Here is a 25,305-nt window from a genome sequence, read left to right on the forward strand (position 1 = left end):
CCGCGTCCGGTAATCGGGTGACGCGAAAATCCCGTCCTTGACAGCGCCCTCGAGCGCCCGCATTGTGTTCCGGAGAGAGCAACGCGGCGCGCCCTGCGCAACATCAACGCCGGTGGCTCTCCCCATGACTTCTGCCGGTCACGCACCCGGCGCTTCCCGCACTCCCGCACCGACCGTCCCGCCCCGAGAGGAGCACCGCCGGTGACCACCACCGACCTCCCGCAGAGCCTGCTGCCGACGCTGACCGGCCGCCACTACACCGACCCGGAGATCTTCGCCCGCGAGCAGGAGCGGATCTTCGAAACCGACTGGTTCTGCGCCGTGCGCACCGCGGACCTGCCGACCGCGGGGACCTTCGAGACGGTGCAGATCGGCCGCGAGAGCGTGCTCGTCGCCCGCGGCCGCGACGGCAAGGTGAACGCGTTCCTCAACGTGTGCCGCCACCGCGGCGCCCGCCTGTGCACCGACCGGAGCGGGCAGGTGAAGCGCGCGTTCCAGTGCATGTACCACGCGTGGACCTACGGCCTCGACGGCAAGCTCATCGCCGCGCCGAACCTCACCGGCATGCCCGACGTCGACCGCACCGAGTACGGGCTCACGAAGCTCGCCGTGCGCGAGTGGCTCGGGTACGCGTGGGTGTGCCTGGCCGAGGAACCGCCGTCGTTCGAGGCCACGGTGATGGCCGACGTCGCGGAGCGGCTCGGCGGCCCGGGGGAGATCGAGGCGTACGGGCTCGAGGGGCTCGCGCTCGGCCGGCGCATCGAGTACGACGTGAAGGCCAACTGGAAGCAGATCATCGAGAACTTCATGGAGTGCTACCACTGCGCGACGATCCACCCGGAGCTCACCGAGGTGCTGCCGGAGTTCGCCGACGGCTACGCCGCGCAGTACTACGTGGGCCACGGCGCGGAGTTCGGCGAGCAGATCGCCGGGTTCACCGTGGACGGCAGCGCCGGCGTCACGCGGCTGCCGGGCGTGGGGGAGCACCAGGACCGCCGGTACTACGCGATCACCATCCGGCCGCAGGTGTTCGTGAACCTCGTGCCGGACCACGTGATCCTGCACCGGATGTTCCCGCTGGCCCCCGACCGCACCCTCGTGGTGTGCGACTGGCTCTACCTGCCGGAGGTCGTGGAGTCCGGAGTGGACCTCGACCGCTCCGTGGAGCTGTTCCACCGCGTGAACCTGCAGGACTTCGAGGCGTGCGAACGCTGCCAGCTCGCGATGGACTCGCGCTCCTACGCGCGCGGCGGGGTCCTCGTGCCGAGCGAGCACCACATCGGCGCGTTCCACGACTGGGTCCGCGCGCGGACCGAAGGCTAGGTCCGCCGCCGCGCGGCGGTAGCGTGACCGCGTGATCGGTGTGGAGCAGGGTGGCGAGACGACGCTGAGCCGGGCCACCCGGGTCCTCGAGGCGTTCGGACCCGCGACGCCGCGGCTGTCCGCCTCCGAGATCGCCCGCCGCACCGGGATCCCCATGGCTTCCACCCACCGTCTCGTCGCGCAGATGGTCGAACTCGGGTTGCTCGAGAAGGGGCCGGACAAGCTGCTGCGCGTGGGCGTGCGGCTGTGGGAGCTGGGCTGGCGTTCGACGGCGGCGCTCGGGCTGCGCAACGTCGCCCTGCCCTACCTCGAAGACCTCCACGCGGTGGTGCGCCAGCACACCCAGCTCGCCGTGCTGGACAGCTTCGACGTGCTCTACCTCGAACGGCTCAGCGCCCGTGGCCGCACGACGGTGAACATCACCCGCGTCGCGGGCCGGCTGCCGGTGCACACGTGCTCGTCCGGGCTCGTGCTGCTCGCGTTCGGCCCGAAGGACCTCCAAGAGGACGTGCTCGCGCAACCACGCCTGTCCGCCTACACCTCCGCGACGATCACCGATCCGAAGGACCTGCGCCGCGCCCTCGCCCACACCCGGCGGACCGGCGGCGCGGTCCAGCGCGGCTCGGTGCACCCGGCGGCCGCGGGGATCGCCGCGCCGATCCGCGACCACGCGAACGTCGTCGTGGCGGCGGTGTCGGTGATCGTGCCGAATTCCCCTTCGGACGTTTCGGCCGCGACGCCGGCCGTGCTGGCCACCGCTCGCGGCATCAGCCGCGCACTTTCTCGCTGAACGGGAAACGGTGTGGTCCTCGCCCGCCCCGACCGCCGATCGTGGCGGGGCACGGCGAGCAGGAAGGCGGACCATGACGACCACCCGGACACCCGCGGCGACCTCGACCGGACGGCTCGACGCCGTGGTGGTGGGCGCCGGCTTCACCGGCCTGTACCTGCTCGACCGCCTGCTGCGCCTCGGGTTCTCGGTCCGCCTGTTCGAAGCGGGTTCGGGCGTCGGCGGCACCTGGTTCCACAACCGCTACCCCGGCGCCCGCTGCGACATCGAGAGCATGGACTACTCGTATTCGTTCGACGACGACCTCCAGCAGCAGTGGAGCTGGCACGAGCGCTACGCCGGGCAGCCGGAACTGCTGCGCTACCTCGACCACGTCGCCGACCGCTACGAGCTGCGCCCGCACATCACCCTCGACGCCCGAGTCACCAGCGCGCATTTCGACGACGCCACGGCGGAATGGACCGTCACCACGCAGACCGGCGAATCCGTCGTGGCGCGCTGGTGCCTGATGGCGACCGGCTGCCTGACCGTGGCCCAGGTGCCGGAGTTCCCGGGGCTCGAGAGCTTCGCCGGACAGTGGTTCCACACCGGTGACTGGCCGAGGGGGCCCGTCGACTTCTCGGGGCGGCGCGTCGGCGTGATCGGCACCGGCTCGTCCGGCACCCAGCTCATCCCGATCGTCGCCGAGCAGGCCGAGCACCTGCACGTGTTCCAGCGCACGGCCAACTACTGCATGCCGGCGCGCAACCGGCCGCTCGGCACCCGGGAAGAGGCGCTGTGGAAGGCGGAATATCCCGAGCGGCGCGCGCGGGCGCGGGTGTCGGGATTCGGGCACAGCCAGCCGCAGAACCCGAACCGGTACCGCGATCTCACCGCCGCGCAACGGCTTGACGAGCTCGAGTCCCGGTGGCAGTCCGGCGGGCTCTACATGATGCGGGCGTTCCAGGACGTGCTCACCGACCCCGAGGCGAACGAGGCCACCGCCGAGTTCGTGCGGGGCAAGATCCGGGCCACCGTCGAGGACCCCCGGGTGGCGGAACTCCTCGTCCCGAAGGGCTTCCCCTTCGGGACCAAACGGCTCTGCTCGGGAACCGGGTACTACGAGACGTTCAACCGGGACAACGTGTCCCTGGTCGACGTGCGCTCCGCGCCGATCGAGGCCATCACCCCGACGGGGCTGCGCACCGCCGCCGCGGACTACGACCTCGACGTCCTCGTGTTCGCCACGGGATTCGACGCGATGACCGGGTCGCTGTCGCGGATGGACATCCGCGGTGCCGGTGGCCGGCCGCTCACCGAAAAGTGGGCCGCCGGCCCGCGCACCTACCTCGGCCTCTCCGTGGCGGGCTTCCCCAACCTGTTCCTGCTCACCGGCCCCGGCAGCCCCTCGGTGTTCAGCAACATGGTCAACTCGGCCGAGCAGCACGTCGAGTGGGTGGCCGGTTTCCTCGACCACGCCCGCGAGTACCGGGTGCGCCGGGCCGAGGCCACCGTCGAGGCCGAGGACGCCTGGGTCGACCACGTCCGGGAAGCGGCGGAGGCGACCCTCTACGCCCGATCGACCGAGACGTGGTTCTTCGGCGCGAACACGCCCGGCAAACCCCGGGTGTTCATGCCCTACGTCGGCGGGGTCGGCGCCTACCGCCGGCGGGCCGACGAGATCGCGGCCGACGGGTACCGCGGATTCCTGCTGTCCTGACCGGAATCCGGCGGGCCCGCCTCAGATCAGCTCGCGGATTGCCGCCTCGAAGCCGGTCACGTGGTCGAGCGTGAGATCGGCGGCCTTCTTCGCGTCGCCCTCGATGATCGCCGTGAGCAGCGGCACGTGCTCGTTCACGTGGCCGGCCATGCCGCGCAGGCGCGGCAGGAACACGCACCAGATGCGGGTGGCGAGGTTGTCGTAGTGGATCAGGGTGTCCTCGAGGAACGGGTTGTGCACGCAGCCGTAGATCGCACGGTGCAGTTCGAGGTCGGTGCGCAGCAGTTCGGTGTTGCCGGCGGGGTTCGCCGCGTCGAGCTGCTCGCGCAGCACCGTGAGGCCCGCTCGGTCCGCCTCCGACGCGCGTTCGGCCGCGGCCGCCGTCGCCATCGGCTCCAGCGTGCGGCGCACCTCCGAGATGTGTGCGAGGTCGGAGATGTTCACGTCGGTGGCGAAGGTGCCGCGGCGCGGGTAGGCGACCACGAGGTGCTCGGTCTCGAGGCGTTTGAGCGCCTCGCGCACCGGCGTGCGGCCCATGCCGAGCGTGCTGCCGAGCCAGTCTTCGTTGATCGGGTCGCCCGGTTTGATGTCGAGCATGACGAGGCGGTCGCGGATGAACAGGTAGGCCTGTTCCGCGAGTGACGGGCCGCTGACCGGGATCGGGCTGTTGACCTGGGTGCGCACCCCGCCTACCCTACATCGAAGATTGATATATCAGAAGTCGACCAGCCAGTTCTGAGTTCAGCGAACGGAAGCAGGCAGGAATGACCTCGACGATCGGGAAAGCGGCCGCCGTGCTCGGCCGTTCCCTGCAGGACTTCGACCCGGACGTGGCCGCCGCGATCGGTGCGGAGCTGCGCCGCCAGCAGGCGACGCTGGAGATGATCGTCAGCGAGAACTTCGCGCCGAGGTCGGTGCTGCAGGCCCAGGGCTCGGTGCTCACCAACAAGTACGCCGAGGGCTACCCCGGCCGGCGCTATTACGGCGGGTGCGAGCACGTGGACGTGCTGGAGAACCTGGCCCGCGAGCGCGTGAAGGAGCTCTTCGGTGCCCGCTTCGCCAACGTCCAGCCGCATTCGGGCGCGCAGGCCAACGCCGCGGCCATGGCCGCGCTGCTCAAGCCCGGCGACCGCATCCTCGGCCTCTCGCTCGCCCACGGCGGGCACCTCACCCACGGCATGCGGATCAACTTCTCCGGCCTGCTCTACGAAGTCTCGGCCTACGAGGTGTCCGAAACGGACTTCCGGGTGGACCCGGACGAGGTCGCGCGGCTCGCGCGGGAGCACCGGCCGAAGCTGATCATCGCCGGCTGGTCGGCCTACCCGCGGCAGCTGGACTTCGCGCGGTTCCGCGAGATCGCCGACGAGGCCGGCGCGTACCTGATGGTCGACATGGCCCACTTCGCCGGCCTCGTGGCCGCCGGGCTGCACCCGTCGCCGGTGCCCCACGCGCACGTCACGACCACGACCACGCACAAAACCCTCGGCGGCCCGCGGGGCGGCGTCGTGCTGACGAACGACCCCGAGCTGTCGAAGAAGGTGAACTCCGCGGTGTTCCCGGGCCAGCAGGGCGGCCCGCTGGAGCACGTGATCGCGGCGAAGGCGGTGGCGTTCAAGATGGCCGCCGAACCGGAGTTCGCCGAGCGCCAGCGGCGGACACTGCGCGGCGCGAAGCTGCTCGCCGAACGCCTGCTGGCCGAGGACACCGCGGCCGCCGGGATCTCCGTACTGACCGGCGGCACCGACGTGCACCTGGTGCTCGTGGACCTTCGCGATTCCGTTTTGGACGGTAAGCAGGCCGAGGACCGCCTGCACTCGGTGGGGATCACCGTCAACCGCAACGCCGTGCCGTTCGACCCGCGCCCGCCGATGGTCACCTCCGGCATCCGGATCGGCACCCCGGCCCTGGCCACCCGCGGCTTCGGTGCCGACGAGTTCCGCGAGGTCGCGGACATCGTCGCCACGGCGCTGCTGCCGAGCTTCGACGAAATCGTCGCCGGGAAGCTGCGGGCCCGAGTCGCTGCCCTCACCGAGAAGTTCCCGCTCTACCCGGACTTGGAGGCCCCGCAGTGACCCCGACGGCTCCCGGTGCCGACCTGCCCGAGCACCCCGACTTCCTCTGGGACAACCCGGAACCGAAGAGCTCCTACGACGTCGTCGTGGTCGGCGGCGGTGGCCACGGCCTCGCCACCGCCTACTACCTCGCGAAGGTCCACGGCATCACCAACGTCGCCGTACTGGAGAAGGGCTGGCTCGCGGGCGGCAACATGGCGCGCAACACCACCATCATCCGCTCCAACTACCTGTGGGACGAGAGCTCCGGCATCTACGAGCACTCGCTGAAGCTGTGGGAAGGCCTCGAAGAGGACCTCGGCTACCCGATCCTGTTCAGCCAGCGCGGCGTGCTCAACCTCGCGCACAGCCTGCAGGACGTGCGCGACAGCGTCCGCCGCGTGGAGGCCAACAAGCTCAACGGCATCGACGCCGAGTGGGTCGACGCGGCCGGGGTCAAGGAGATCTGCCCGATCGTCAACACCTCGCCCGACGTGCGCTACCCGGTGCTGGGCGCCACCTACCAGCCGCGCGCGGGGATCGCGAAGCACGACTACGTGGCGTGGGGCTTCGCGCGCGCCGCGGCCGCGCTGGGGGTGGACCTCATCCAGGACTGCGAGGTCACCGGCATCGAGACCGCGGCCGGCCGGGTCACCGCCGTGGACACGACTCGCGGCCGGATCGCGGCGGGCAAGGTCGCGCTGTGCGCCGCCGGGCACTCGTCCGTGGTCGCGAAGCTGGCGGGGTTCGACCTGCCGCTGGTGTCGCACCCGTTGCAGGCCTTGGTGTCGGAGCTGCTCGAACCGGTGCACCCGACCGTGGTGATGTCGAACGCGGTGCACGTCTACGTGTCCCAGGCGCACAAGGGCGAGCTCGTGATGGGCGCCGGCATCGACTCCTACGCCGGCTACGGCCAGCGCGGCGCGTTCCACATCATCGAGGACCAGATGGCCGCCGCGCTGGAGCTGTTCCCGGTGTTCGCGCGGGCGCACCTGCTGCGCACGTGGGCCGGGATCGTGGACGTCACACCCGACGCGTCGCCGATCGTCGGCCTCACGCCCGTGGAGAACCTCTACGTCAACTGCGGCTGGGGCACCGGCGGGTTCAAGGCCACGCCCGGCGTCGGCGACTGCTTCGCCCACACCGTGGCGAAGGGCAAGCCGCACCCGTACACCGAGCCGTTCACCCTCGACCGGTTCACCACCGGCGCCCTCGTCGACGAGCACGGCGCCGCCGCCGTCGCTCATTAGGAGCTCCCTGTGCAACTCATCCCGTGCCCGTGGTGCGGTCCCCGCGAGGAGACCGAGTTCCACTACGGCGGCCAGGCGCACGTCGCCTACCCGCAGGATCCGGCCGCACTGTCCGATGAGGACTGGGCGAAGTTCGTTTTCTTCCGCGCCAACCCGAGCGGTCCGCTGCCCGAGCGGTGGACCCACAGCGCGGGCTGCCGCCGCTGGTTCAACGCCGTGCGCGACACCCGCACCCACGACCTCCTGGCGGTCTACCGCCTCGACGAGACCAGGCCGGTGATCCCGTGACCCGGCTGCCCGGCCGCGGCGCCGTCGACCGCGCCGCCCCGCTGAAGTTCACCTTCGACGGCCGCGAGCTGACCGGCTTCCGCGGCGACACCCTCGCTTCGGCCCTGCTCGCCAACGGCGTGCACCAGGTGGCCACGAGCATCAAGTACGGGCGCCCGCGTGGCATCCTCGCGGCGGGCGTCGAGGACGCGACCGCGCTCGTGCAGATCGAAGCGCCGTTCCCGGAGCCGATGCTCAGCGCGACCACCGTCGAGCTGTACGACGGCCTGGTCGCCCGCGGCCTGCCCGGGCAGGGCCGGCTCGCCGCCGGGCCCGACCCGGCGCGTTACGACGCCAAGCACATCCACTGCGAAGTCCTGGTCGTCGGCGCCGGGCCGGCCGGGCTGGCCGCCGCGGCCGAGGGCTCCGGCCGCGTGCTCCTGGTCGACGACCGGCCCGAGCCGAGAGGGGAGATCCCCGACGGCGTCCGGTTCCTCTCCCGCACGACGGCGTTCGGCGTGTACGACGACGGGTTCGTGCTGGCGCTGGAACGCCGTGGTGAGAACGCGGCACCCGAGCGGATCTCACGCCAGCGGGTGTGGCGGATCCGCGCGAAACGGATTGTGCTCGCGACCGGCGCGCACGAGCGGCCCGTGGTGTTCCCCGACAACGACCGGCCCGGCATCATGCTCGCCGGCGCCGCGCGGACGTACCTGAACCGCTACGGCGTGCTCGCCGGGCAGCGCGCGGTCGTGTTCACCACGAACGACAGCGCGTACGACGCCGCTTTCGACCTGGCCGATGCCGGAGCGGAGATCGCGGTGATCGCCGACGCGCGGCACACCGTGTCCGCCCGGCTGAGGGAGGACGCCGCGGCCCGGGGCATCGAGATCCGGACCGGGCACGGGGTCGTCGGCACCGCGGGCGGTGACCGCATCACGTCGGCGGTCGTCGCGGAACTCGGGGCCACGCAAGGGGATCGCTTCGCCTGCGACCTGCTGCTCGTGTCCGGCGGCTGGAACCCGGCCGTGCACCTGTTCAGCCAGGCCCGCGGTACGCTGCGCTACGCCCCCGAGCTCGGCGCCTACGTGCCCGACGATGACCTGCCGGCCGTGAGTGTGGTCGGCAGGGCCTCGGGGGAAGGCCTGCCGGAGGCGAAGGTGCTGTGGCAGGTCCCGGCGGCGGAGTCCGAAGTGGACACCCGGTTCGTCGACCTGCAGCGCGACGCCACCGTGTCCGACGTCCTGCGCGCGACCGGCGCCGGCCTGCGGTCGCTGGAGCACGTGAAGCGCTACACGACCATCGGCACCGCACACGACCAGGGCAAGACGTCCGGGCTGCTCGCGGCGGGCATCACCGCCGAGGCGCTCGGGCGCGACCTGGCCGGGCAGCGGCCGACGACGTTCCGCCCGCCGTACACCTCGGTGTCGTTCGCCGCACTGGCCGGGCGCAACCGCGGCGAACTGCACGACCCGGTGCGGGTGACGGCGCTTCACCCGTGGCACGTCGAGCACGGCGCGGAGTTCGAGAACGTCGGCCAGTGGAAGCGGCCGTGGTACTACCCGCGGCCCGGTGAGGACCTCGAAACGGCGGTGCTGCGGGAATGCCGCGCGGCCCGCACCGGCGTCGCGCTGATGGACGGCTCCACGCTCGGCAAGATCGACGTGCAGGGCCCGGACGCCGCGGCATTCCTCGACCTGCTCTACACGAACCTGATGAGCTCGCTGCAGGTCGGCCGCATCCGCTACGGCGTGATGTGCGGCGTCGACGGCATGGTGATCGACGACGGCACCGTGATTCGCGTGGCCGAGGACCGGTTCCTCGTCACCACGACCACCGGCAACGCCGCGATGGTGCTGCAGTGGATGGAGGAGTGGCTGCAGACGGAGTGGCCGCACCTGCGCGTGTTCGCCACGTCGGTGACCGAGCACTGGGCCACGATCCCGCTCGTCGGCCCGCGGTCCCGCGCGGTGCTGGCGAAGGTCGCGCCCGGCCTCGACGTGTCGAACGACGCCTTCGGCTTCATGACCTGGCAGGACGCGGTGGTCGCCGGCATCGACGCCCGCGTCTGCCGGATCAGCTTCTCGGGTGAGCTGGCGTACGAGATCAACGTGCCCTCCTGGCACGGGATCACGCTGTGGGAAGCGCTGCTGGCGGCCGGCGCCGAAGACGGAATCACGCCGTACGGCACGGAAACCATGCACGTGCTGCGCGCCGAGAAGGGCTACCCGATCATCGGCCAGGAGACCGACGCCACGGTGACGCCGCAGGATCTCGGCATGAGCTGGGCCGTGTCGAAGAAGAAGCCCGACTTCCTCGGCAAGCGGTCCTTCACCCGCGCGGAGAACCTGCGGCCCGACCGCAAGCAGCTCGTCGGCCTGCTGCCGCAGGACCCGGCCGTGCTGCTGCCGGAGGGCTCGCAGCTGATCGAGACCGACCACGTGCCCGAGCCGCCCGTGCGCATGCTCGGCCACGTCACGTCCAGCTACCGCAGCGCCGCGCTGGGCCGCACGTTCGCCCTCGCCCTGCTGCGGTCCGGCCGGGAACGCGTCGGCCAGACGCTGTACGTGCCGGTGGGCGACGCCGTGGTGCCGGTGACCGTGACCGAGTCCGTGCTGTTCGACAAGGAGGGGACCCGTCGTGACGGTTGACCTGATGCGCCGCGCCCCGCTCGCGGACCACGCGGCGGCGCTGGCGGCTCTCGCGCCCGCCTTGGTCGCGCAGGAACGGCCGTTCCGGACGCAGCTGACGGTGCGGGTGCGCGAAGGCCACGATGCCGTGGGGGAGGTGCTGGGGGTGCCGTTGCCGGCCGAGCCGTGCACCTTCACCTCGGGTGCCGGTCCCTTCGGCACCGTCGACGTGGCGTGGCTGGGCCCGGACGAATACCTGGTCCTCGCCGAGCCCGGCGCGGTGACCGAAGCGGATCTGCGGCCGGCGATCGGAGTGGGCGCGGTGACCGACACGTCGGCGCAGCGCACCACCGTCCGGCTGGCCGGCCCGGCGGTGCGCGACGTGCTCGCGCACGGCTGCGCGATCGACCTGGACCCGGCCGTGTCGCCGCCCGGGACCTGCGTGCAGACGTTGCTGGCCCGCACGGGAATCGTGCTGCTGGTCCGCGAAGCCGGCGAGTTCACCGTGCTCGTGCGCCAGTCCTTCGCGCCCTACTTCGCCGCCTGGCTGGCCGACGCCGCCACCGAGTACACCCACGAACCCGTGTACACCGAGGAGGCCGTGTACACCGAGGAGGCCGTGTACACCGAGGAGGCACTGTGGCCTTCACACTGACGCTCAAGTGCCCGGAACGCGCGGGCATCGTCCACGCGGTCACCACGTTCCTGCTGGAACGCGGCTGCGACATCGTCGAGCACCAGCAGTTCGACGACGACGTGCGCGGCTCCCTGTTCCTGCGCACCTCCTTCACGTGTTCCGTACCGGCCACTGTGGACGATCTCCGGCGCGCGTTCGTGCCGGTGGCCGGTGACTTCGGCATGGAGTTCGAGTTCGCCGACGGCACGCCGCCGCGGGTGCTGGTGATGGTGTCGAAGTTCGGGCACTGCCTCAACGACCTGCTGTTCCGGTGGCGCGCCGGCAGCCTGGGCGCGGAGATCGCGCTGGTGGTGTCGAACCACGAAGACCTGCGTCCGATGGTCGAGGCCGCCAGGGTGCGGTTCGAGCACGTGCCGGTGACGCCGGCGACGAAGGCCGGGGCCGAGCAGCGGCTGCTGGACCTGCTGTGGGAACACGAGATCGACCTCGTCGTGCTCGCCCGGTACATGCAGGTGCTCTCGGACGAGCTGTGCGGCAAGCTCGCGGGCCGCGCCATCAACATCCACCACTCGTTCCTGCCGGGGTTCAAGGGCGCGAAGCCGTATCACCAGGCCTACGACCGGGGCGTGAAGTACGTGGGCGCGACCGCGCACTACGTGACGCCCGACCTCGACGAGGGCCCGATCATCGAGCAGGAGGTGCAGCGGGTGGACCACACGTACTCGCCCCGGGAGCTGGTCACCGTCGGACGTGACGCGGAGGCGCTCGCCCTGTCGCGAGCGGTCCGCTGGCACAGCGAACGCCGCGTCCTGCTCAACGGCAACAGCACCGTCGTCTTCCGGTAAGGAGTTCCGCCATGACCCGAGTCGTGATCATCGGCGCCGGCATCGTGGGCGCCAACCTCGCCGACGAGCTCACCGCGCGCGGCTGGACCGACGTCACCGTGCTGGACCAGGGGCCGCTGCCGCTCACCGGCGGCTCCACCTCGCACGCGCCCGGTCTCGTGTTCCAGACCAACCCGTCCAAGACGATGACCGAGTTCGCGCGCTACACCGTCGAGAAGCTCAGCGGCCTGGAGGTCGACGGGCTGCCGTGCTTCAACCAGGTCGGCGGGATGGAGGTGGCGAGCACGCCGGCGCGGTGGCAGGACCTGCACCGCAAGCACGGCTGGGCCACGTCGTGGGGCGTCGAGGCGCACCTGATCGACGTCGACGAGTGCCTGCGGCGCTGGCCACTGCTCGACGGTTCGCGGATCCACGGCGCGCTGTACGTGCCGACCGACGGGCTGGCGAAAGCGTCGCGCGCGGTCGTCGCGCTGGCCCGCCGCGCCGAGTCGCGGGGCGCGCGGTTCGTGGGGTCGACGAAGGTGACCGGCCTCAAGCAGGCCGGTGGCCGGGTGACCGGCGTCGAGACGGACCAGGGCGAGTTCTCCGCGGACATCGTGGTGTCGTGCGCCGGGTTCTGGGGCGTCGAGTTGGGCGCGCTGGCGGGGATGTCGGTGCCGCTGCTGCCGCTCGCGCACCAGTACGCGAAGACCGGCCAGGTCGCGGAACTGGTGGGACGCAACACGGAGGCGAGCGAGGCGAGCCTGCCGATCCTGCGCCACCAGGACCAGGACCTGTACTTCCGCGAGCACGTGGACCGGCTCGGCATCGGCTCGTACGCGCACCGGCCGATGCCCGTCGAACCCACCGGTGTGGCCGGCGAGGTGACGGAGACGTCGATGCCCTCGATGCTGCCGTTCACCGACGAGGATTTCGCGCCGTCGTGGGAGGAGAGCAAGCTGCTGCTGCCCGCGCTCGGCCGGACGAAGGTCGAGGAGGGCTTCAACGGCATCTTCTCCTTCACCCCCGACGGTGGGTCGCTGGTGGGGGAGTCGGAGCACGTGCGCGGGTTCTGGATCGCCGAGGCGGTGTGGGTGACGCATTCGGCCGGCATCGCCAAGGCCGTGGCGGAGCTGCTCGTGCACGGCCGTGCCGAGACGGACCTGCACGAGGTGGACGTGCACCGGTTCGAGGAGGTGCAGCTCGCGCCGGAGTACGTCCGCGAGACGTCGCAGCAGAACTTCGTGGAGATCTACGACGTGCTGCACCCGTTGCAGCCCAAGCTTTCGCCGCGCGACCTGCGGGTGAGCCCGTTCCACGTCCGGCAGCGCGAGCTCGGCGCGGTGTTCCTGGAGGCGGGCGGGTGGGAGCGGCCGCACTGGTTCGAGGCCAACGCACCGCTGCTGAAGAAGCTGCCGCACGAGTACCTGCCGCCGGCGCGTGACGCGTGGGCGGGGCAGTTCCACTCGCCGATCGTGGCGGCGGAGGCGTGGCACACGCGCAACGGGGTGGCGCTGTACGACATGACACCGCTCAAGCGCGTGGAGGTGAGCGGGCCCGGCGCGCTGGAGTTCCTGCAGGGGCTGACGACGAACCAGCTCGACAAGTCCGTCGGGTCGGTGACCTACACGCTGATGCTCGACGACGCCGGTGGGGTGCGCAGTGATGTCACGGTGGCACGGCTGGAGCCTGCGGTGTTCCAGGTGGGGATCAACGGGAACATCGATGTCGCGTACCTGAACTCGCTGGCGCCCGACGGGGTCCGCGTCCGGGACATCACCGGGGGCACGTGCTGTGTCGGCGTGTGGGGACCGCTCGCGCGGGACCTGGTGCAGCCGCTGTCGGCGGAGGACTTCTCGCACGCGGGGCTGAAGTACTTCCGGGCGCGCTCGGCGCGGATCGCCGGGGTGCCGGTGACGGCGATGCGACTGTCCTATGTGGGCGAGCTCGGCTGGGAGATCTACACCTCGGCGGACAACGGCCTGCGGTTGTGGGACGCGCTGTGGGCGGCGGGGCAGTCCCTCGGCGTGATCGCGGCGGGGCGGGCGGCGTTCAACAGCCTGCGGCTGGAGAAGGGCTACCGGCTGTGGGGCACGGACATGACCACCGAGCACGATCCGTACGAGGCCGGGGTCGGGTTCGCCGTTCGCCCGGCGAAAGGTCCGTTCGCGGGGCGGGCGGCGATCGAGGGCCGTTCGGAGGAGACGGCCGCGCGGCGGCTGCGGTGCCTGACCGTCGACGACGGGCGGACGGTGGTGCTGGGCAAGGAACCGGTGTTCGTAGACGGTGCGGCCGCGGGATACGTGACGAGCGCGGCGTACGGCTACACCATCGGGCGGCCGATCGCGTACGCCTGGCTGCCGGGGACCGTCGGCATCGGGGACGCGGTGGAGATCGAGTACTTCGGCCGTCGGGTCGCGGCGACGGTGGCCGCGGAACCGCTGGTCGACCCGGGTATGGAACGCATTCGACGCTGAGAGGGCCTTTTCATGCGGGATCAGATCATGAGCGAGTTCCTGAAGTCCCTGGCGACGCCGCCGGTCGGGCCCGCGGTGCCGGCGGGCGGGACCGTCGCGGCGCTCGCGCTGGCCCAGGACGCGGCCCTGCTGGCGCGTACCGGCGACGGTGCGGGCGGCGGCTGGATGCACGGGCTGCGGCTGGCCGAGCAGGACGCGTTCGCCGTGCGGACGGCGGATCTCGAGGCCTGGCGGCCCTCGGCGGACGTGATCACCGCGGCGGCCTCGGTGCTGGCCGCGGCCGAGCGCCGGCTGTCCGAGGTGAGCGGCGCGGCGCTGCTCGACGTGGCGGCCGCGGCCGAGGCGGTGCGCTCGGCCGTGGTGATCGCGCGGGTGGCGATCGAGAGCCGGACGGATCCGGTGCCGGCGCTCGGGGTGGAGGAGCTCGGGGTGGAGGAGCTCGTCACGCGGGCGGAGCGGATCACGGAGGCGGTGCGGAGTGGTCTAACTAACCAACTGGTTGGTTGACGGGTTGCTCGGATCGTTGTCTGATGGAGAGGTAGGCACGAACTCCCGGAAGGCACTCATGTCCAAGACCTGGCTCATCACCGGCAGCTCCCGCGGCTTCGGGCGGGAGCTGGCGAACGCGGTCCTCGACCACGGCGACCGGCTCGTCGCGACCGCTCGCCGGCCCGAACAGCTCGACGACCTCGTGGCTCGCCACGGCGACCGCGTGCGCGCCCTCGCCCTCGACGTCACCGACCCGGCCGCCGCCCGCGCGGCCGTGCAGGCGGCGGTCGACGCGTTCGGCTCGCTCGACGTCGTGGTGAACAACGCCGGCTACGCCAACTCCGCACCCATCGAAGACATGCCCGACGACGACTTCCGCGCCCAGGTGGACGCGAACTTCTACGGCGTCGTCAACGTCACCAAGGCCGCCCTGCCGATCCTGCGCGCCCAGCGCTCGGGGCACATCGTGCAGTTCTCCTCCGTCGGCGGCCGCGTCGGCGGCTCACCCGGCATGGGCGCCTACCAGGCCGCGAAGTTCGCCGTCGAGGGCTTCTCGGAGGTGCTGGCCAACGAGGTCGCCCCCTTCGGCGTCAAGGTGACCATCATCGAGCCCGGCGCCTTCCGCACCGACTGGGCCGGCTCCTCCATGCGCGTCGACCCGGTGCGCCCCGAGTACGACGAGACGGTCGGCGCCATGAACCGCCGCCGCACCGGCTCCGCCACCTGGCCCGGCGACCCCGCCCGCGCCGCGCGCATCATCATCGACGTCGTCCACCACACCGACCCGCCCCGCCGCCTCCTGCTGGGCGCCGGCGCGGTGGAGCTGGCCGCGCGCTCGTCCGCCGAACGCGCGGCGGAGGCCGAGAAGTGGGCCGACGTGAGCCGCTCGGCGGACTTCCCGCCGGGGGAGTGACTGTGCTGACCCGGCGCTCCGTTCCGGTGTTTGCTCGGGGTGCGGCGGTCGACCTGGCCACGCCTCATTGGCCACGAAGCCTCCGGCAGGCTGAAAAAGTAGGCGATCCTGCGATGTTCGATCGACTCCTGCCGGGCGAGTGATGCCAGGATGTTCGATCCGCCGCGCCGTCTCGCATCGCGCGCGACGCCGGCCGCGTCCGACCTGGAATTCTGCCCGATGCTGGTGTGCGCAGCCGAGTACCGGGCGCGCGTGCCGACCCGCCCCGCCGCCTCCTGCTGGGCGCCGGCGCGGTGGAGCTGGCCGCGCGCTCGTCCGCCGAACGCGCGGCGGAGGCCGAGAAGTGGGCCGACGTGAGCCGCTCGGCGGACTTCCCGCCGGGGGAGTGACGTCGGCCCCTCGAAGGAGTCGCGGGGTCGGCGCGGGGCACTAGCATCGGGCGCATGAGTGGACGCGCTGGGTTCCGGCAGTGAGGGCCTTCGTCGTCACCGGGCCCGGTGAGGCCGGGGTGGCCGAGGTGCCCGAGCCGGTCGCGGTGATGGGCGAGGTCGTGGTGGCCGTGGAGCGCGCCGGGGTGTGTGGCACCGACTTCGAGTTTTTCACCGGCGAGATGCACTACCTCGCCGACGGCCAGGCGCGCTACCCGATGCGGATCGGGCACGAGTGGTGCGGCACGGTGGTCGAGACGGGGGAGGGCGTGCACCCCGCGTGGGTGGGGCGGCGGGTCGTCGGCGACACGATGCTGGGGTGCGGGCAGTGCCGGCGGTGCCGCGGCGGTCACCAGCACGTGTGCGCGAACCGGCAGGAGGTCGGGATCCGCGGCGGGCGGGCCGGGGCGCTGGCGGAGAAGATCGCGGTGCCGGTGACGTCGCTGCACGAGCTGCCCCCGCACCTCGACGCGACGGCCGGCGCGCTGGTGGAGCCCGGCGGGAACGCGCTGCGGGCGGCGCAGGCCGCGTTGGGCGAGAAGGACGGGATGCGGGTCGCGGTCTACGGGCCCGGCACGATCGGGCTGCTCACCGCGATGTTCCTGCGCGCGGCCGGCGCCGAGGTCCACCTGGTCGGCGCCACGGCCGACTCCATCGCCTTCGCCCGCGGGCTGGGGTTCTCCGCGGCCGCCGAGCCGCCCGCGCCGCCGGTGGACGCGGTCGTGGACGCCACCAGCGACCCGGCCGTCCCGGCGGCCGCGCTGGAGCTGGTGGAGCCGTCGGGCCGGATCGTCTACATCGGACTCGCCGGGGAACCGAGCGGGATCGACACGCGGCAGCTGGCACTGAAGGACGTGACGGCCGTCGGAATCCTCAGCGCGTCGCCCGGGCTCGACGCGGCCATCGACCGCTACGCCGACGGGGACGTCGACCCACGGCCCATCGTCGCGGCGACGGTGGGGCTGCACGAGGTCGCCGGCGTCTTCGCCGGGCGCCGCCCGCCGCGCGCGGGGCCGAAAATCCTCGTTGACCCGAACCGGATGTGAAGGCCGGTCCGTGGGCCCGGGTCGGGGCACCGCGCCCACGGACCGGGGTCAGGCGAGGTACTCCGCGGCCGCGCGCAGGCTCACGTACGAGCCGCTGAACGTGTCGATCCGCGGCCCCGAGCCCGCCGGCCCGGGCACCCCGGTCTCGACGCGGATGTAGTCCACATCGGACAGTTCCGCGAGGAACGCGAGCACCGCCGGATGCCGGTGCGCCTCGCGCGTCACCACGACCACGCTCGCGAACTCCCGAGCCCGGGCCCGCACCACCTCGGCGTCGGCGGGCGACACGGTCAGCGCGACTGTTCCCGGCACCAGCGAGGTCAGGTGCGGGCCGAGGCCCCACGGCATCGGCCCGGCCGCGATCGTCGGATCGGTGCCGACGTCGACGACCAGCGGCGCACCCGCCAGCCGGGGCGAGCCCTGGATCCGCAGCGCCGCGCGAGCCGCCGAGAGACCGAGCGTGTAGTCGACCGGCTGCAGCTCGGCGGGTGTCGGCGACGTGCCCAGCGCCGCCGTGCGGGCCGCCGCGTCCGCCAGCCGCTCCGCGGAAAGCGTCCCGTCCGAAACCGCGGCCACGATCGCGGCCGTGATGGCGTCCAGTGTGTCCGCCTCGAACGCCGCGCCGCCGATGCACAACGCGTCGGCGCCCGCGGCCAGGGCCCGGACGGCCGCACTGCCGAGGCCGTCGTGCCGGCCGTAGGCGCCCGAGACCGCGCCCATCTCGAGCGCGTCCGTGATCACCGCGCCGTCGAAGCCCAGCTCGCCCCGCAGCACGTCGGTGAGCGCGACCCGGTTCAACGTCGCCGGTTCGTCACCCCAGGCCCGCACCACGAGGTGGCCCGACATGATCGACCGCACGCCCGCCGAGATCGCCGCGGCGAACGGCACCAGCTCGATCTCCCGCAGCTCCTCCACCGTCCGCGGCAGCACGGGCAGCGCCACGTGCGAATCCTCCGTCGCCGCACCGTGGCCGGGGAAGTGCTTCGCACACGCGGCCACGCCGTACTTCTGCAGCCCCGTCACGAACGCCGCCACGTGCGGCGACGCCTTGGCCGGGTCCGACCCGAACGCGCGCACCCCGATGATCGGGTCCTCGGCCGCCAGCGTCAGGTCCGCGCACGGCGCCAGGTTCACCGTCACGCCGCACGCGGCCAGCCGCTCGCCGAGCGCCGCCGCGACCGCCGTGGTGAGCTCCGGGTCGTCGGCCGCGCCCAGCGCGAGCGGGCCGGGCACGAACGAGCCGGTGTTCACGTCGAGGCGGGTGACGTCGCCGCCCTCCTCGTCGATGCCCACCACCACGTCGTCGCGTTCGGCCCGCAGCGCCGTGGTCAACGCCGCCACCTGCGCGTCGTCGACCACGTTGCGCCCGAACAGGATCACGCCACCGAGGCCCTCGCCCAGGCGGCGCCGCAACCAGTCCGGCGCCGTCGTGCCCGCGAAACCGGGCAGCAGCACCGCTTCCGCCCACGCCCGAGGATCAGACATCGCTCACCCCTTCACCGCGCCGGCCGTGAGGCCCGACACCAGCTTGCGCTGCACGATCAGGAAGAAGATCAGCGCCGGGATCGCGTACACGACCGACGCCGCCATGATGCCGCCCCAGTCGACCGAGAACGCGGTCTTGAACGACGAGAGCCACACCGGCAGCGTCTGTTTCGGCTTGTCCTGCATGAACACCAGCGCGAACAGGAACTCGTTCCACGCGGTGATGAAGCTGAACACCGACGTGGTCACCAGACCCGGGCCCAGCAGCGGCAGCGTCACGCGGCGGAACGCGCCCGCGCGGCTGCAGCCGTCGATCATCGCGGCCTCTTCGAGGTCGTACGGGATGCCGTTGATGAACCCGTAGAGCATCCAGACGGTGAAGGGCAGCGACGTCGCGAAGTACACCAGCAGCAGCGAGGGCAGCGTGTTGAGCAGCCCGAGGTCGCGCATCAGCAGGTACATCGGGATGAACAGCGCCGAGAGCGGCGCCAGCTGCGCGACCAGGATCAGCAGCAGGAACCCCTTGCGCCCCTTGAAGCGGAACCGCGCGAGCGGGATCGCCGCGAGCACCCCGACGACCAGCGCCGCGAGGACGGCCCCGAGCGTGACGATGAGGCTGTTGCTCAGGTAGGTCACGAACCCCGGCTTGGTGAGCGCCGACGCGAAGTTGGCCAGCGTCGCCGAAGTGGGGAACAGGTCGTACTTGGGGGAGAGCACCTCGCCCGGCGTCTTGAGCGACGTGGTGAACATCCAGTACGTCGGGAAGAAGAACAGCAGCGCGACGAGCACGCCGACCACCGAGAGCGTGACCCGCTGGGTCAGGGACTTCCTCACGCGAGCTCACCGTCCTTCGAACGAACCAGCAGCTGCACGTACCGCCCGGTGACCAGCAGCAGGAGCACCAGCATGATGGTGGCGATCGCGGCGGCCGAACCGAAGTGGCTGCCCGCGATGCCCTTGAGGTACTGCAGGATCGCGAGCGTCGTGCTCGCGCCGTCGGGCCCGCCCTGGCGGATCGCCCAGACCTGGCCGAACATGTTGAAGTCCCACAGCACCGACAGGAACGTGACCATCGTCAGGATCGGCCGGATCGCGGGCCAGCTGACCGCGCGGAACGTCTGCCACGGCCCGGCGCCGTCGATGCCCGCGGCCTCGTACTGCTCCCGCGGCACGCCGAGCAGGCCCGCGTACAGCGTGAACGCCACGAACGGCACGGCCTGCCACAGCACCAGCAGCCCGATCACCGTGAGCGTGCTCGCGCCGGTGGAGAACCACGAGTAGCCGATGAACGAGTGGAACCCCAGCCGGTCCAGGGTCTTGTTCAGGATCCCGTACTGCTGGTCGAAGATCCACTGGAACACCGTGGTCGTCGCGATCACCGGCACGGCCCAGGCGAGCACGAGCGAGATCTGCAGGATGATCCGGACCACCGGGTTGAGGTGGCGCATGAGCACGGCGATGACCAGCGCGACCAGCAGCGTGGCCGCCACCAGCAGGGCGGTGAACACGACCGTCCGCACCGCGACCGACCAGAACTCCGGGTCGGTCAGCTCTTCGGTGTAGTTGTCGAACCCGATCCACACTGCCTTGCCGGTCACGAGCTCGTGCAGGTCGAGCTTGCGCAGGCTGATGCCGAGCATCTGGATCGTGGGCCAGCCGAGCAGCACCAGCACCGCGACGAGGGCGGGCAGGAGCAGCAGGTACGGCATCATCCGCTCGCCGATCCCGACCCGGCGCCGCGGCTTCTCCGGGGTGACGCGCGCCGATGCCGGCGGGGTGGCCCCCGCCGGCATCGGCACGACTTTGGTGGCGGTCATCCGCCGATGATCTTGTCGAGGGCGGCGTTGGCGTCAGCCGTGGCCTGGTCGATCGACTTCTTCCCGGTCAGGTACGCCGTGAGCATGTCCTTCAGCGGGTTCTGGCCGGCCTCGACCTCGCCCCACTTCGGGCTGGTGGGCACCGCGCGGCCGTTCTTCGAGGCCTTCGCCATCACGCCGCCGAGCGGGTCCTTGTCCAGCGCGCTGGTGTCGGTCGAGGTGCCCGGCACGTAGCCGGCGGCGGCCATCTGGCTCATGTACTTGGTGCTGGTGAGCAGCTTCAGGTAGTCCTTGGCGAGGTCCGCGTGCTTGCTGTTGAGCGGGATCACCAGGTTCGAGCCGCCGAGGAACACCGGGGCCGACTGGCCGGCGGTCTTGCTCGGGATCGGGAACGCGCCGGTCTTGTCGGCGATGCTCGGGTCGGTCTTCGCGGCCGTGGCGACCTCGCCCGGCGTGCCGATGAACATCGCGACCTTGCCGCCGCCGTAGATGCCGGCCTGCTGCGGCGTGGCCTCGTCGTTGTCCTTCGGCGCGGTGGTGCCGGAGGCGTCCACGAGCTGCTTGTAGAACTCGAGGCCCGCCTTCGAACCGGCCGAGTCGAGCGTCGACTTGAAGCCCTTGCCTTCGGCCTTGGCGACGTCGCCGCCGTTGTCCCAGATGAACGACAGCAGGGCGTACCAGTACTGACCCGGCAGGTACAGCGGCTGGAAGTCCTTGTCGCTGCCGAACTTCGCCTTCAGCTTGGCGATGTCGTCGAGCCACTCCGCGTCCGTGGTCGGCGGCGCGGTGATGCCGGCCTGTTCGAACATGTCCTTGCGGTAGAGGACCTCGCGGTTGGCGGCGTAGAACGGCACGCCGTAGGTCTTGCCCTCGTACTCGCCCGAGGCCTTGAGCCCGGTCAGCCACTGCGAGCCGTTGAGGCTGTTGACGTCGGCCGACAGGTCGGTGAGCACCTCGTCGGAGGCGAACGCCGGGGTCTGGGTGTTGCCGACCTCGATCACGTCGGGCGGGGTGTCGCTCGCGAGCGCGGTGGTCAGCTTCTGCTGGATGCCGTTCCACGGCTGGATCTGGTAGTTGACCTTGACCCCGGCGTGGGCCGCCTCGAACTCCTTGTTGAGGGCACCCGTGAGGCTGTCCGGCGCGGAGCCGTCCATGAGCCAGACCGTGAGCGTGCCACCGTCCGAACCACCCGAGCCGGACGCGGTGTCACCGCCGCCCGAACCGGCACACCCGGCTGTCGCGAGGGTGAGGGCGGCGGCACCCGCCGCCAGTTTGAGCCAGCGCTTCACTTGTCTGTCCTTTCGGTGTCCGGCCCCCAGGCCGGTCGAGTGACAAATGGTGTAGACCAATGTTGAGCAGAGTGGTCCGGACCACAGCTGGTGTCAAGCCGGTTGCCAAGACGTTGTAATCGCGACGCGGAGTTTGACGCTGCGTGTCCGGCCGGTTACGAACGCGCGGCGCAAAAGTGCAGGTGGCGCACCGGAAAACCTTTACCGGGCAGGGTTTGTCCCGCCGTGGCGGTTGTTCGTGAAGACCTCGCCGGAACGCGGGACGCGGACAGAAGCTGTCCGCGAAAAGGGGCGCGGCCCGGTCCAGTGGTACGGGCTGGTCCGCCTGGCGCGCGGACGGCGGGAAATCGGCGCGGCTCGGTGAGGCCTCGGAACGGACATCGCTCCCGCGAGCGTACGGAAGGCCGCTGCCGTGGTTCGGGCGGGCGGGTCCCGCTGTCCGGGACACCGCGAAACGACTGCCGGGCGGGGGCGCAGATGCGGAAAGGCCCCGCCCGGCAGGTGCCGGGCGGGGCCGTGGTGCGCTCCCCGAGCGGGTCAGGGCCGACCGTTCGGCGGTGGACCGAGCGGTGCGGGATCGTGCGGCGTTCGAAGGTCCAGTGGCGGACCGGTCAGTGGTTGACCTTGAACCACGGCTGCGACCAGCCGAGGTAGGTCTGGCCCCACTTGCTCTTGATCTCCGAGATCGTGGTCTGGGTGTAGGTGCCCGCGCCGTGGATGTCGTTCGACAGGAACTGGCCGCCGCCGATGGAGATCATGGTGTGGCCCGCGCCGCCGTTGGAGAAGAAGGCGAGGCCGCCGGCCGGCACGTTCTGGTCGCCGGCGTGCTTGTACTGCGCGGGGATCTGGGTCCAGTGCACGTACGCGGTCTCGGACCCGCTGGCGGAGAACCCGTAGTTCTGGGCGTTGATGCGGTCGCACCAGCCGTCGTAGGACGCGATGTTGGTGGTGTGCACGCGGGTCTTGGCGTACGCCACGGCCTCCGCGCAGGTCTTCGCGTCACCCAGGCCCGAGGTGGAGCAGGTGCTCTGCGGCGGCGTCGGGACCCCGGTGCAGTCGGGGGCGATGCGGCCGTCGGAACCGGTGTAGACGTAGGTGTCGGTGATGTAGCCGCCCTTGGCGGCGACGTGGTCCCAGATGTTGCTGGTGCCGTACTTGCCGGTCACGGTGTCGCCGGTGGTCTGGCAGTCGATGACCACGGCCGTGCCGTCGGCGATGGTGCCGACGGAGCTCGCGCCGGTGCCGGGCGCCGAGCGCACCGTGAGCGGCGCGCCGGAGTCGGTGTGCACGGTGCCGCTGGCGTCGGCGGCCAGCGCCGGCGCGATGCCCGACAGCGTCAGTGCCGCGGCGAACGCGACCAGGCCCAGCGTGCGTTTCGCGATTCTCATCCTCGGTCCTCCTGATCCCCAGTGGGTGTGGGAACCAGGTTCGCCCGAGCCGATACACGCGCCGTACAAATGCGATCACGCCGGCCGTGAACCCCGGACATTCCGGGCGCGCGGTCAGCCCTTGCGGGGGTTGCCGGACTTGCGCCGCGGCACGTAGTCGCGGCTGTCGCCCTGGATCAGCCGCGAGCGCAACGTGGTGAGCAGCTCCGAGGTCCGGTTGGCGTGGTCCTCGTCGCGCGAGGCCAGCCCGAGCAGCAGGGCGTCGGCCAGCACCTCGGCGCTGAGCATCTCGCCGGTGAAGTTGCTGGGGGAGTGCGTCGCCTGCAGGGCCACGGCCACGCGGTCGCCGAACACGGGCGCGAGCGAGTCGGTGATCAGCAGCGTGTGCGCGCCGACTTCGCGCGTGCGGTCGAGCAGCACCTCGATGTCGCCGAGGAGCCGGCTGGGCAGGAACAGCACCACGACATCGCCCTCGCCGAGGCCGAGCAGGTCGTCGGCGAGGCGGAACCCGGTGGCGCCGCTGGCGCGGGCGCGCCGCCCCATCCGGCCCAGGCGCAGCGCGACGTACCCGGCGAGGAAGCTCGACGGGCCGATGCCGAAGGCCAGCACCTCACGCGCGCCGGCGAGCAGGTCGACCGCCTTCTCGAAGTCCTCCTCCGAGACGAGGCGCCAGGTCTCGGCCAGCCGTTCCGTCGCCTCGGTGAACACGCGCGCGAGCACGGTCGTGGGCTCGCCGGTCGGCTCGCCGATCTGGCGGTGGCGCAGCTCGATCGACGGGCTGGTCTCGGTGACCACCTGCCGGGCGAGGTGCTGGCGCATGTCGGCCAGGCCGCTGTAGCCGAGCGTCTTGGCGGTGCGGACCACGGTGGCGTCGCTCGTGCCCGTGGCCGAGCCGATCTGCTCGGCGGTGGCGAAGATCGCCTCGCGCGCGTGGTGGCGCAGGTACTCGGCGACGGCGCGCTCGGCCCGCGACATCCCGGCGAGGCGGCCGGTGATCCGCTCGGTGAGCGAATCGCCGCCGTCGGCGGGGGTGGCGTCGTCGGGCATCGGATCACTCTCCTGTCGGCTCGCCTGCATCGTAGTGGTCCGCGGCGCCGCCGTGTGCGGGACCACAGTGGACGGTGTGGCGTGGCCCGCCGATCCGCGGCGCGGGTTGCCCGCCGGGAATGGGGTGGCTAGGGTCCGTGTTAGTCATTTTTGGTGACTAATTCGACCCGAGGAGCCCACGATGTCGGTGATCGAGCTGACGACCTTCACGGTCCGTCCCGAGCGGACCCAGGCGATGCTGGACGCCCGCCCCGGCATGGTGGAGGCGTTCCGACGGGACCGGCGCGGATTCGTGGCCGCGCGCCTGGTGCGGGTTTCGGCGGACACCTGGCTGGACTTCGTCGAGTGGACCGACGACACGGCGTGGGACGCCTCGCGGGCGAAGGGGGCGAACCAGCCGGAGATCGCCGCGTTCTTCGCCACGCTCGACACTCTGGTGAGCTCCGAGCGGGGCGTCCGCTACGACGACCCGGCGGGCGCGAGGGTCCGGACCATTGCCTACGGGGCTTCGCCGTCGCAGGTGGGGGAGCTGTACCGGCCCGAGGGAGCCGGGCCGTTCCCGGTGGTGGTGCTCGCCCACGGCGGGTTCTGGACGGCGCTGTACGACCGCCGCCAGATGACCCGCCTGGCCGACGACCTCGTCGCGCGCGGGTTCGCGGTGTGGAACGTCGAGTACCGCCGCCTGGGCGAACCCGGCGGCGGCTGGCCGGGCACCTTGACCGACTTCGCCGCGGCCGTGGACGCCGTCGCCACCCTCGACCCGGCGCTCGACGTCTCGAAGGTGGTCCTCGTCGGCCACTCCGCCGGCGGCCAGCTCTCGGCCTGGGCCGCGGGGCGCTCGGCTCTGCCCGCTTCCGCGCCCGGCACGGGCCCGAAGATCACGCCGGTCGCCGTCGTGTCCCTCGCCGGCCTGCTCGACCTGCGCGGGGCGGCCGACGCCCGCCTCGGCCGTGAACTGGCCGACCCGGATCTGCCGGCTCCGGCCGGCGCCCCTGTCGAAGCAGACCCCGCGTACGTCCCGGCCGTCGCCGCCCTCGCCGGCGACGGCCTGGTCGCCGCCCTCCTCGGCGGCACCCCGGCCGAGGTCCCGGACCGCTACACCCTCGCGACCCCGTCCGACACGGGCGTCCCGTTGCTGATCGTCCACGGCGACGCGGACGAGATCGTCCCGGCCGCCCAGGCCAGCAGCCCCTACGCCGCCGAGACCCTCAACGTCCCGGGCGCGGGCCACTTCGAGGTGATCGACCCGGCGAACCAGTCGTGGGAGCGCGTGGTGGCGTGGCTGGAGACGAAGCTCGGCGGGTGACCAGCCCCGGTCGCCGCGGTGCCGCACATGGCCGCCACTCGTCCGGCTTTGCGCGGGTTTGCCCGGGTCCGTGCTCGTCGGGTGGTTCGGCAGCTGGCCCAGCCGGTCGGCGTGGCGACGGTGGTCACGGTGCGGATCTTCGCCGAGGA

The 25,305-nt window shown here is 71.8% G+C and carries 22 protein-coding genes; 15 read left to right on the forward strand and 7 right to left on the reverse strand.

From position 1 onward, the window contains the following. The first annotated feature begins 201 nt into the window (after window positions 1-201). The 3 genes from AB0878_RS21140 (at window position 202) to AB0878_RS21150 (ending at window position 3,812) form a co-directional block, all read left to right on the forward strand. Window positions 202-1,323 (forward strand): aromatic ring-hydroxylating dioxygenase subunit alpha, encoded by a 1,122-nt coding sequence (locus AB0878_RS21140; protein ID WP_366581947.1) that lies wholly within the window; start codon window positions 202-204, stop codon window positions 1,321-1,323. 31 nt (window positions 1,324-1,354) lie between these two features. Beyond that, window positions 1,355-2,113, forward strand: a complete 759-nt coding sequence (locus AB0878_RS21145; protein ID WP_366581948.1) for an IclR family transcriptional regulator — start codon at window positions 1,355-1,357, stop codon at window positions 2,111-2,113. A 73-nt stretch (window positions 2,114-2,186) separates the two neighbouring features. Continuing rightward, the gene (locus tag AB0878_RS21150) at window positions 2,187-3,812 is read left to right on the forward strand and encodes an NAD(P)/FAD-dependent oxidoreductase (RefSeq protein WP_366581949.1); all 1,626 of its coding nucleotides are present in this window, start codon (window positions 2,187-2,189) and stop codon (window positions 3,810-3,812) included. 21 nt (window positions 3,813-3,833) lie between these two features. Here AB0878_RS21150 and AB0878_RS21155 read toward each other — a convergent pair whose 3' ends face one another. Then, window positions 3,834-4,496, reverse strand: a complete 663-nt coding sequence (locus AB0878_RS21155; protein ID WP_366581950.1) for a GntR family transcriptional regulator — start codon at window positions 4,494-4,496, stop codon at window positions 3,834-3,836. A gap of 80 nt (window positions 4,497-4,576) precedes the next feature. Between AB0878_RS21155 and glyA the strand changes: the two genes are divergently transcribed. The 11 genes from glyA to AB0878_RS21210 all read left to right on the forward strand — a co-directional run bounded on the left by glyA (window position 4,577) and on the right by AB0878_RS21210 (window position 16,824). After that, window positions 4,577-5,884, forward strand: coding sequence for a serine hydroxymethyltransferase (glyA, locus tag AB0878_RS21160; protein ID WP_366581951.1), 1,308 nt, complete (start codon window positions 4,577-4,579; stop codon window positions 5,882-5,884). Then, complete coding sequence (locus AB0878_RS21165; protein WP_366581952.1) at window positions 5,881-7,113, forward strand: sarcosine oxidase subunit beta family protein; 1,233 nt, start codon at window positions 5,881-5,883, stop codon at window positions 7,111-7,113. Before glyA ends, AB0878_RS21165 begins: the two co-directional genes overlap by 4 nt. A 9-nt stretch (window positions 7,114-7,122) precedes the next feature. Further along, window positions 7,123-7,401 (forward strand): sarcosine oxidase subunit delta, encoded by a 279-nt coding sequence (locus tag AB0878_RS21170; RefSeq protein ID WP_366581953.1) that lies wholly within the window; start codon window positions 7,123-7,125, stop codon window positions 7,399-7,401. Then, entirely contained in the window at window positions 7,398-10,031 is a 2,634-nt protein-coding gene (locus AB0878_RS21175) for a 2Fe-2S iron-sulfur cluster-binding protein (protein WP_366581954.1), read from the forward strand. The genes AB0878_RS21170 and AB0878_RS21175 overlap by 4 nt, the downstream gene beginning before the upstream one ends. Continuing rightward, the gene (locus tag AB0878_RS21180; protein WP_366581955.1) at window positions 10,021-10,665 is read left to right on the forward strand and encodes a sarcosine oxidase subunit gamma family protein; all 645 of its coding nucleotides are present in this window, start codon (window positions 10,021-10,023) and stop codon (window positions 10,663-10,665) included. Before AB0878_RS21175 ends, AB0878_RS21180 begins: the two co-directional genes overlap by 11 nt. Continuing rightward, window positions 10,650-11,492, forward strand: coding sequence for a formyltetrahydrofolate deformylase (gene purU / locus AB0878_RS21185; RefSeq protein ID WP_366581956.1), 843 nt, complete (start codon window positions 10,650-10,652; stop codon window positions 11,490-11,492). The genes AB0878_RS21180 and purU overlap by 16 nt, the downstream gene beginning before the upstream one ends. 11 nt (window positions 11,493-11,503) lie before the next feature. Beyond that, window positions 11,504-13,948, forward strand: a complete 2,445-nt coding sequence (locus AB0878_RS21190) for an FAD-dependent oxidoreductase (protein ID WP_366581957.1) — start codon at window positions 11,504-11,506, stop codon at window positions 13,946-13,948. 27 nt (window positions 13,949-13,975) lie between these two features. Beyond that, window positions 13,976-14,455, forward strand: a complete 480-nt coding sequence (locus tag AB0878_RS21195; RefSeq protein ID WP_366581958.1) for a hypothetical protein — start codon at window positions 13,976-13,978, stop codon at window positions 14,453-14,455. A gap of 58 nt (window positions 14,456-14,513) precedes the next feature. Continuing rightward, complete coding sequence (locus AB0878_RS21200; RefSeq protein WP_366581959.1) at window positions 14,514-15,350, forward strand: oxidoreductase; 837 nt, start codon at window positions 14,514-14,516, stop codon at window positions 15,348-15,350. A gap of 227 nt (window positions 15,351-15,577) precedes the next feature. Next, window positions 15,578-15,739 (forward strand): hypothetical protein, encoded by a 162-nt coding sequence (locus tag AB0878_RS21205; protein WP_366581960.1) that lies wholly within the window; start codon window positions 15,578-15,580, stop codon window positions 15,737-15,739. Between the two features lie 80 nt (window positions 15,740-15,819). After that, window positions 15,820-16,824, forward strand: a complete 1,005-nt coding sequence (locus AB0878_RS21210; protein ID WP_366581961.1) for an alcohol dehydrogenase catalytic domain-containing protein — start codon at window positions 15,820-15,822, stop codon at window positions 16,822-16,824. 48 nt (window positions 16,825-16,872) lie between these two features. Here the strand turns inward: AB0878_RS21210 and AB0878_RS21215 are convergent, their stop codons facing one another. The 6 genes from AB0878_RS21215 to AB0878_RS21240 all read right to left on the reverse strand — a co-directional run bounded on the left by AB0878_RS21215 (window position 16,873) and on the right by AB0878_RS21240 (window position 23,850). Beyond that, on the reverse strand, window positions 16,873-18,309 hold the full coding sequence (locus AB0878_RS21215) for a glycoside hydrolase family 3 N-terminal domain-containing protein (protein WP_366581962.1): 1,437 nt from the start codon (window positions 18,307-18,309) through the stop codon (window positions 16,873-16,875). 3 nt (window positions 18,310-18,312) lie between these two features. After that, window positions 18,313-19,143, reverse strand: a complete 831-nt coding sequence (locus AB0878_RS21220) for a carbohydrate ABC transporter permease (protein ID WP_364048234.1) — start codon at window positions 19,141-19,143, stop codon at window positions 18,313-18,315. Further along, the gene (locus AB0878_RS21225) at window positions 19,140-20,126 is read right to left on the reverse strand and encodes a sugar ABC transporter permease (protein WP_366581963.1); all 987 of its coding nucleotides are present in this window, start codon (window positions 20,124-20,126) and stop codon (window positions 19,140-19,142) included. Before AB0878_RS21225 ends, AB0878_RS21220 begins: the two co-directional genes overlap by 4 nt. After that, complete coding sequence (locus AB0878_RS21230; RefSeq protein WP_366581964.1) at window positions 20,123-21,415, reverse strand: sugar ABC transporter substrate-binding protein; 1,293 nt, start codon at window positions 21,413-21,415, stop codon at window positions 20,123-20,125. Before AB0878_RS21230 ends, AB0878_RS21225 begins: the two co-directional genes overlap by 4 nt. 611 nt (window positions 21,416-22,026) lie before the next feature. Next, entirely contained in the window at window positions 22,027-22,803 is a 777-nt protein-coding gene (locus AB0878_RS21235; RefSeq protein ID WP_366581965.1) for a hypothetical protein, read from the reverse strand. Window positions 22,804-22,917: 114 nt separating this feature from the next. After that, the gene (locus tag AB0878_RS21240) at window positions 22,918-23,850 is read right to left on the reverse strand and encodes a MurR/RpiR family transcriptional regulator (RefSeq protein WP_366581966.1); all 933 of its coding nucleotides are present in this window, start codon (window positions 23,848-23,850) and stop codon (window positions 22,918-22,920) included. 181 nt (window positions 23,851-24,031) lie between these two features. Between AB0878_RS21240 and AB0878_RS21245 the strand changes: the two genes are divergently transcribed. Beyond that, window positions 24,032-25,156, forward strand: coding sequence for an alpha/beta fold hydrolase (locus AB0878_RS21245; RefSeq protein WP_366581967.1), 1,125 nt, complete (start codon window positions 24,032-24,034; stop codon window positions 25,154-25,156). The last annotated feature ends 149 nt before the right edge of the window (window positions 25,157-25,305 follow it).

This window comes from Amycolatopsis sp. NPDC047767 (assembly GCF_040704195.1).
Classification (GTDB): Bacteria; Actinomycetota; Actinomycetes; order Mycobacteriales; family Pseudonocardiaceae; genus Amycolatopsis.

Coding starts and splice junctions, on each gene's coding strand:
- AB0878_RS21150 (WP_366581949.1), top strand. CDS start 2,187: ATGACGACCACCCGGACACCCGCGGCGACCTCGACCGGACGGCTCGAC.
- glyA (WP_366581951.1), top strand. CDS start 4,577: ATGACCTCGACGATCGGGAAAGCGGCCGCCGTGCTCGGCCGTTCCCTG.
- AB0878_RS21190 (WP_366581957.1), top strand. CDS start 11,504: ATGACCCGAGTCGTGATCATCGGCGCCGGCATCGTGGGCGCCAACCTC.
- AB0878_RS21195 (WP_366581958.1), top strand. CDS start 13,976: ATGAGCGAGTTCCTGAAGTCCCTGGCGACGCCGCCGGTCGGGCCCGCG.
- AB0878_RS21200 (WP_366581959.1), top strand. CDS start 14,514: ATGTCCAAGACCTGGCTCATCACCGGCAGCTCCCGCGGCTTCGGGCGG.
- AB0878_RS21215 (WP_366581962.1), bottom strand. CDS start 18,309: ATGTCTGATCCTCGGGCGTGGGCGGAAGCGGTGCTGCTGCCCGGTTTC.
- AB0878_RS21225 (WP_366581963.1), bottom strand. CDS start 20,126: ATGACCGCCACCAAAGTCGTGCCGATGCCGGCGGGGGCCACCCCGCCG.
- AB0878_RS21235 (WP_366581965.1), bottom strand. CDS start 22,803: ATGAGAATCGCGAAACGCACGCTGGGCCTGGTCGCGTTCGCCGCGGCA.
- AB0878_RS21240 (WP_366581966.1), bottom strand. CDS start 23,850: ATGCCCGACGACGCCACCCCCGCCGACGGCGGCGATTCGCTCACCGAG.
- AB0878_RS21245 (WP_366581967.1), top strand. CDS start 24,032: ATGTCGGTGATCGAGCTGACGACCTTCACGGTCCGTCCCGAGCGGACC.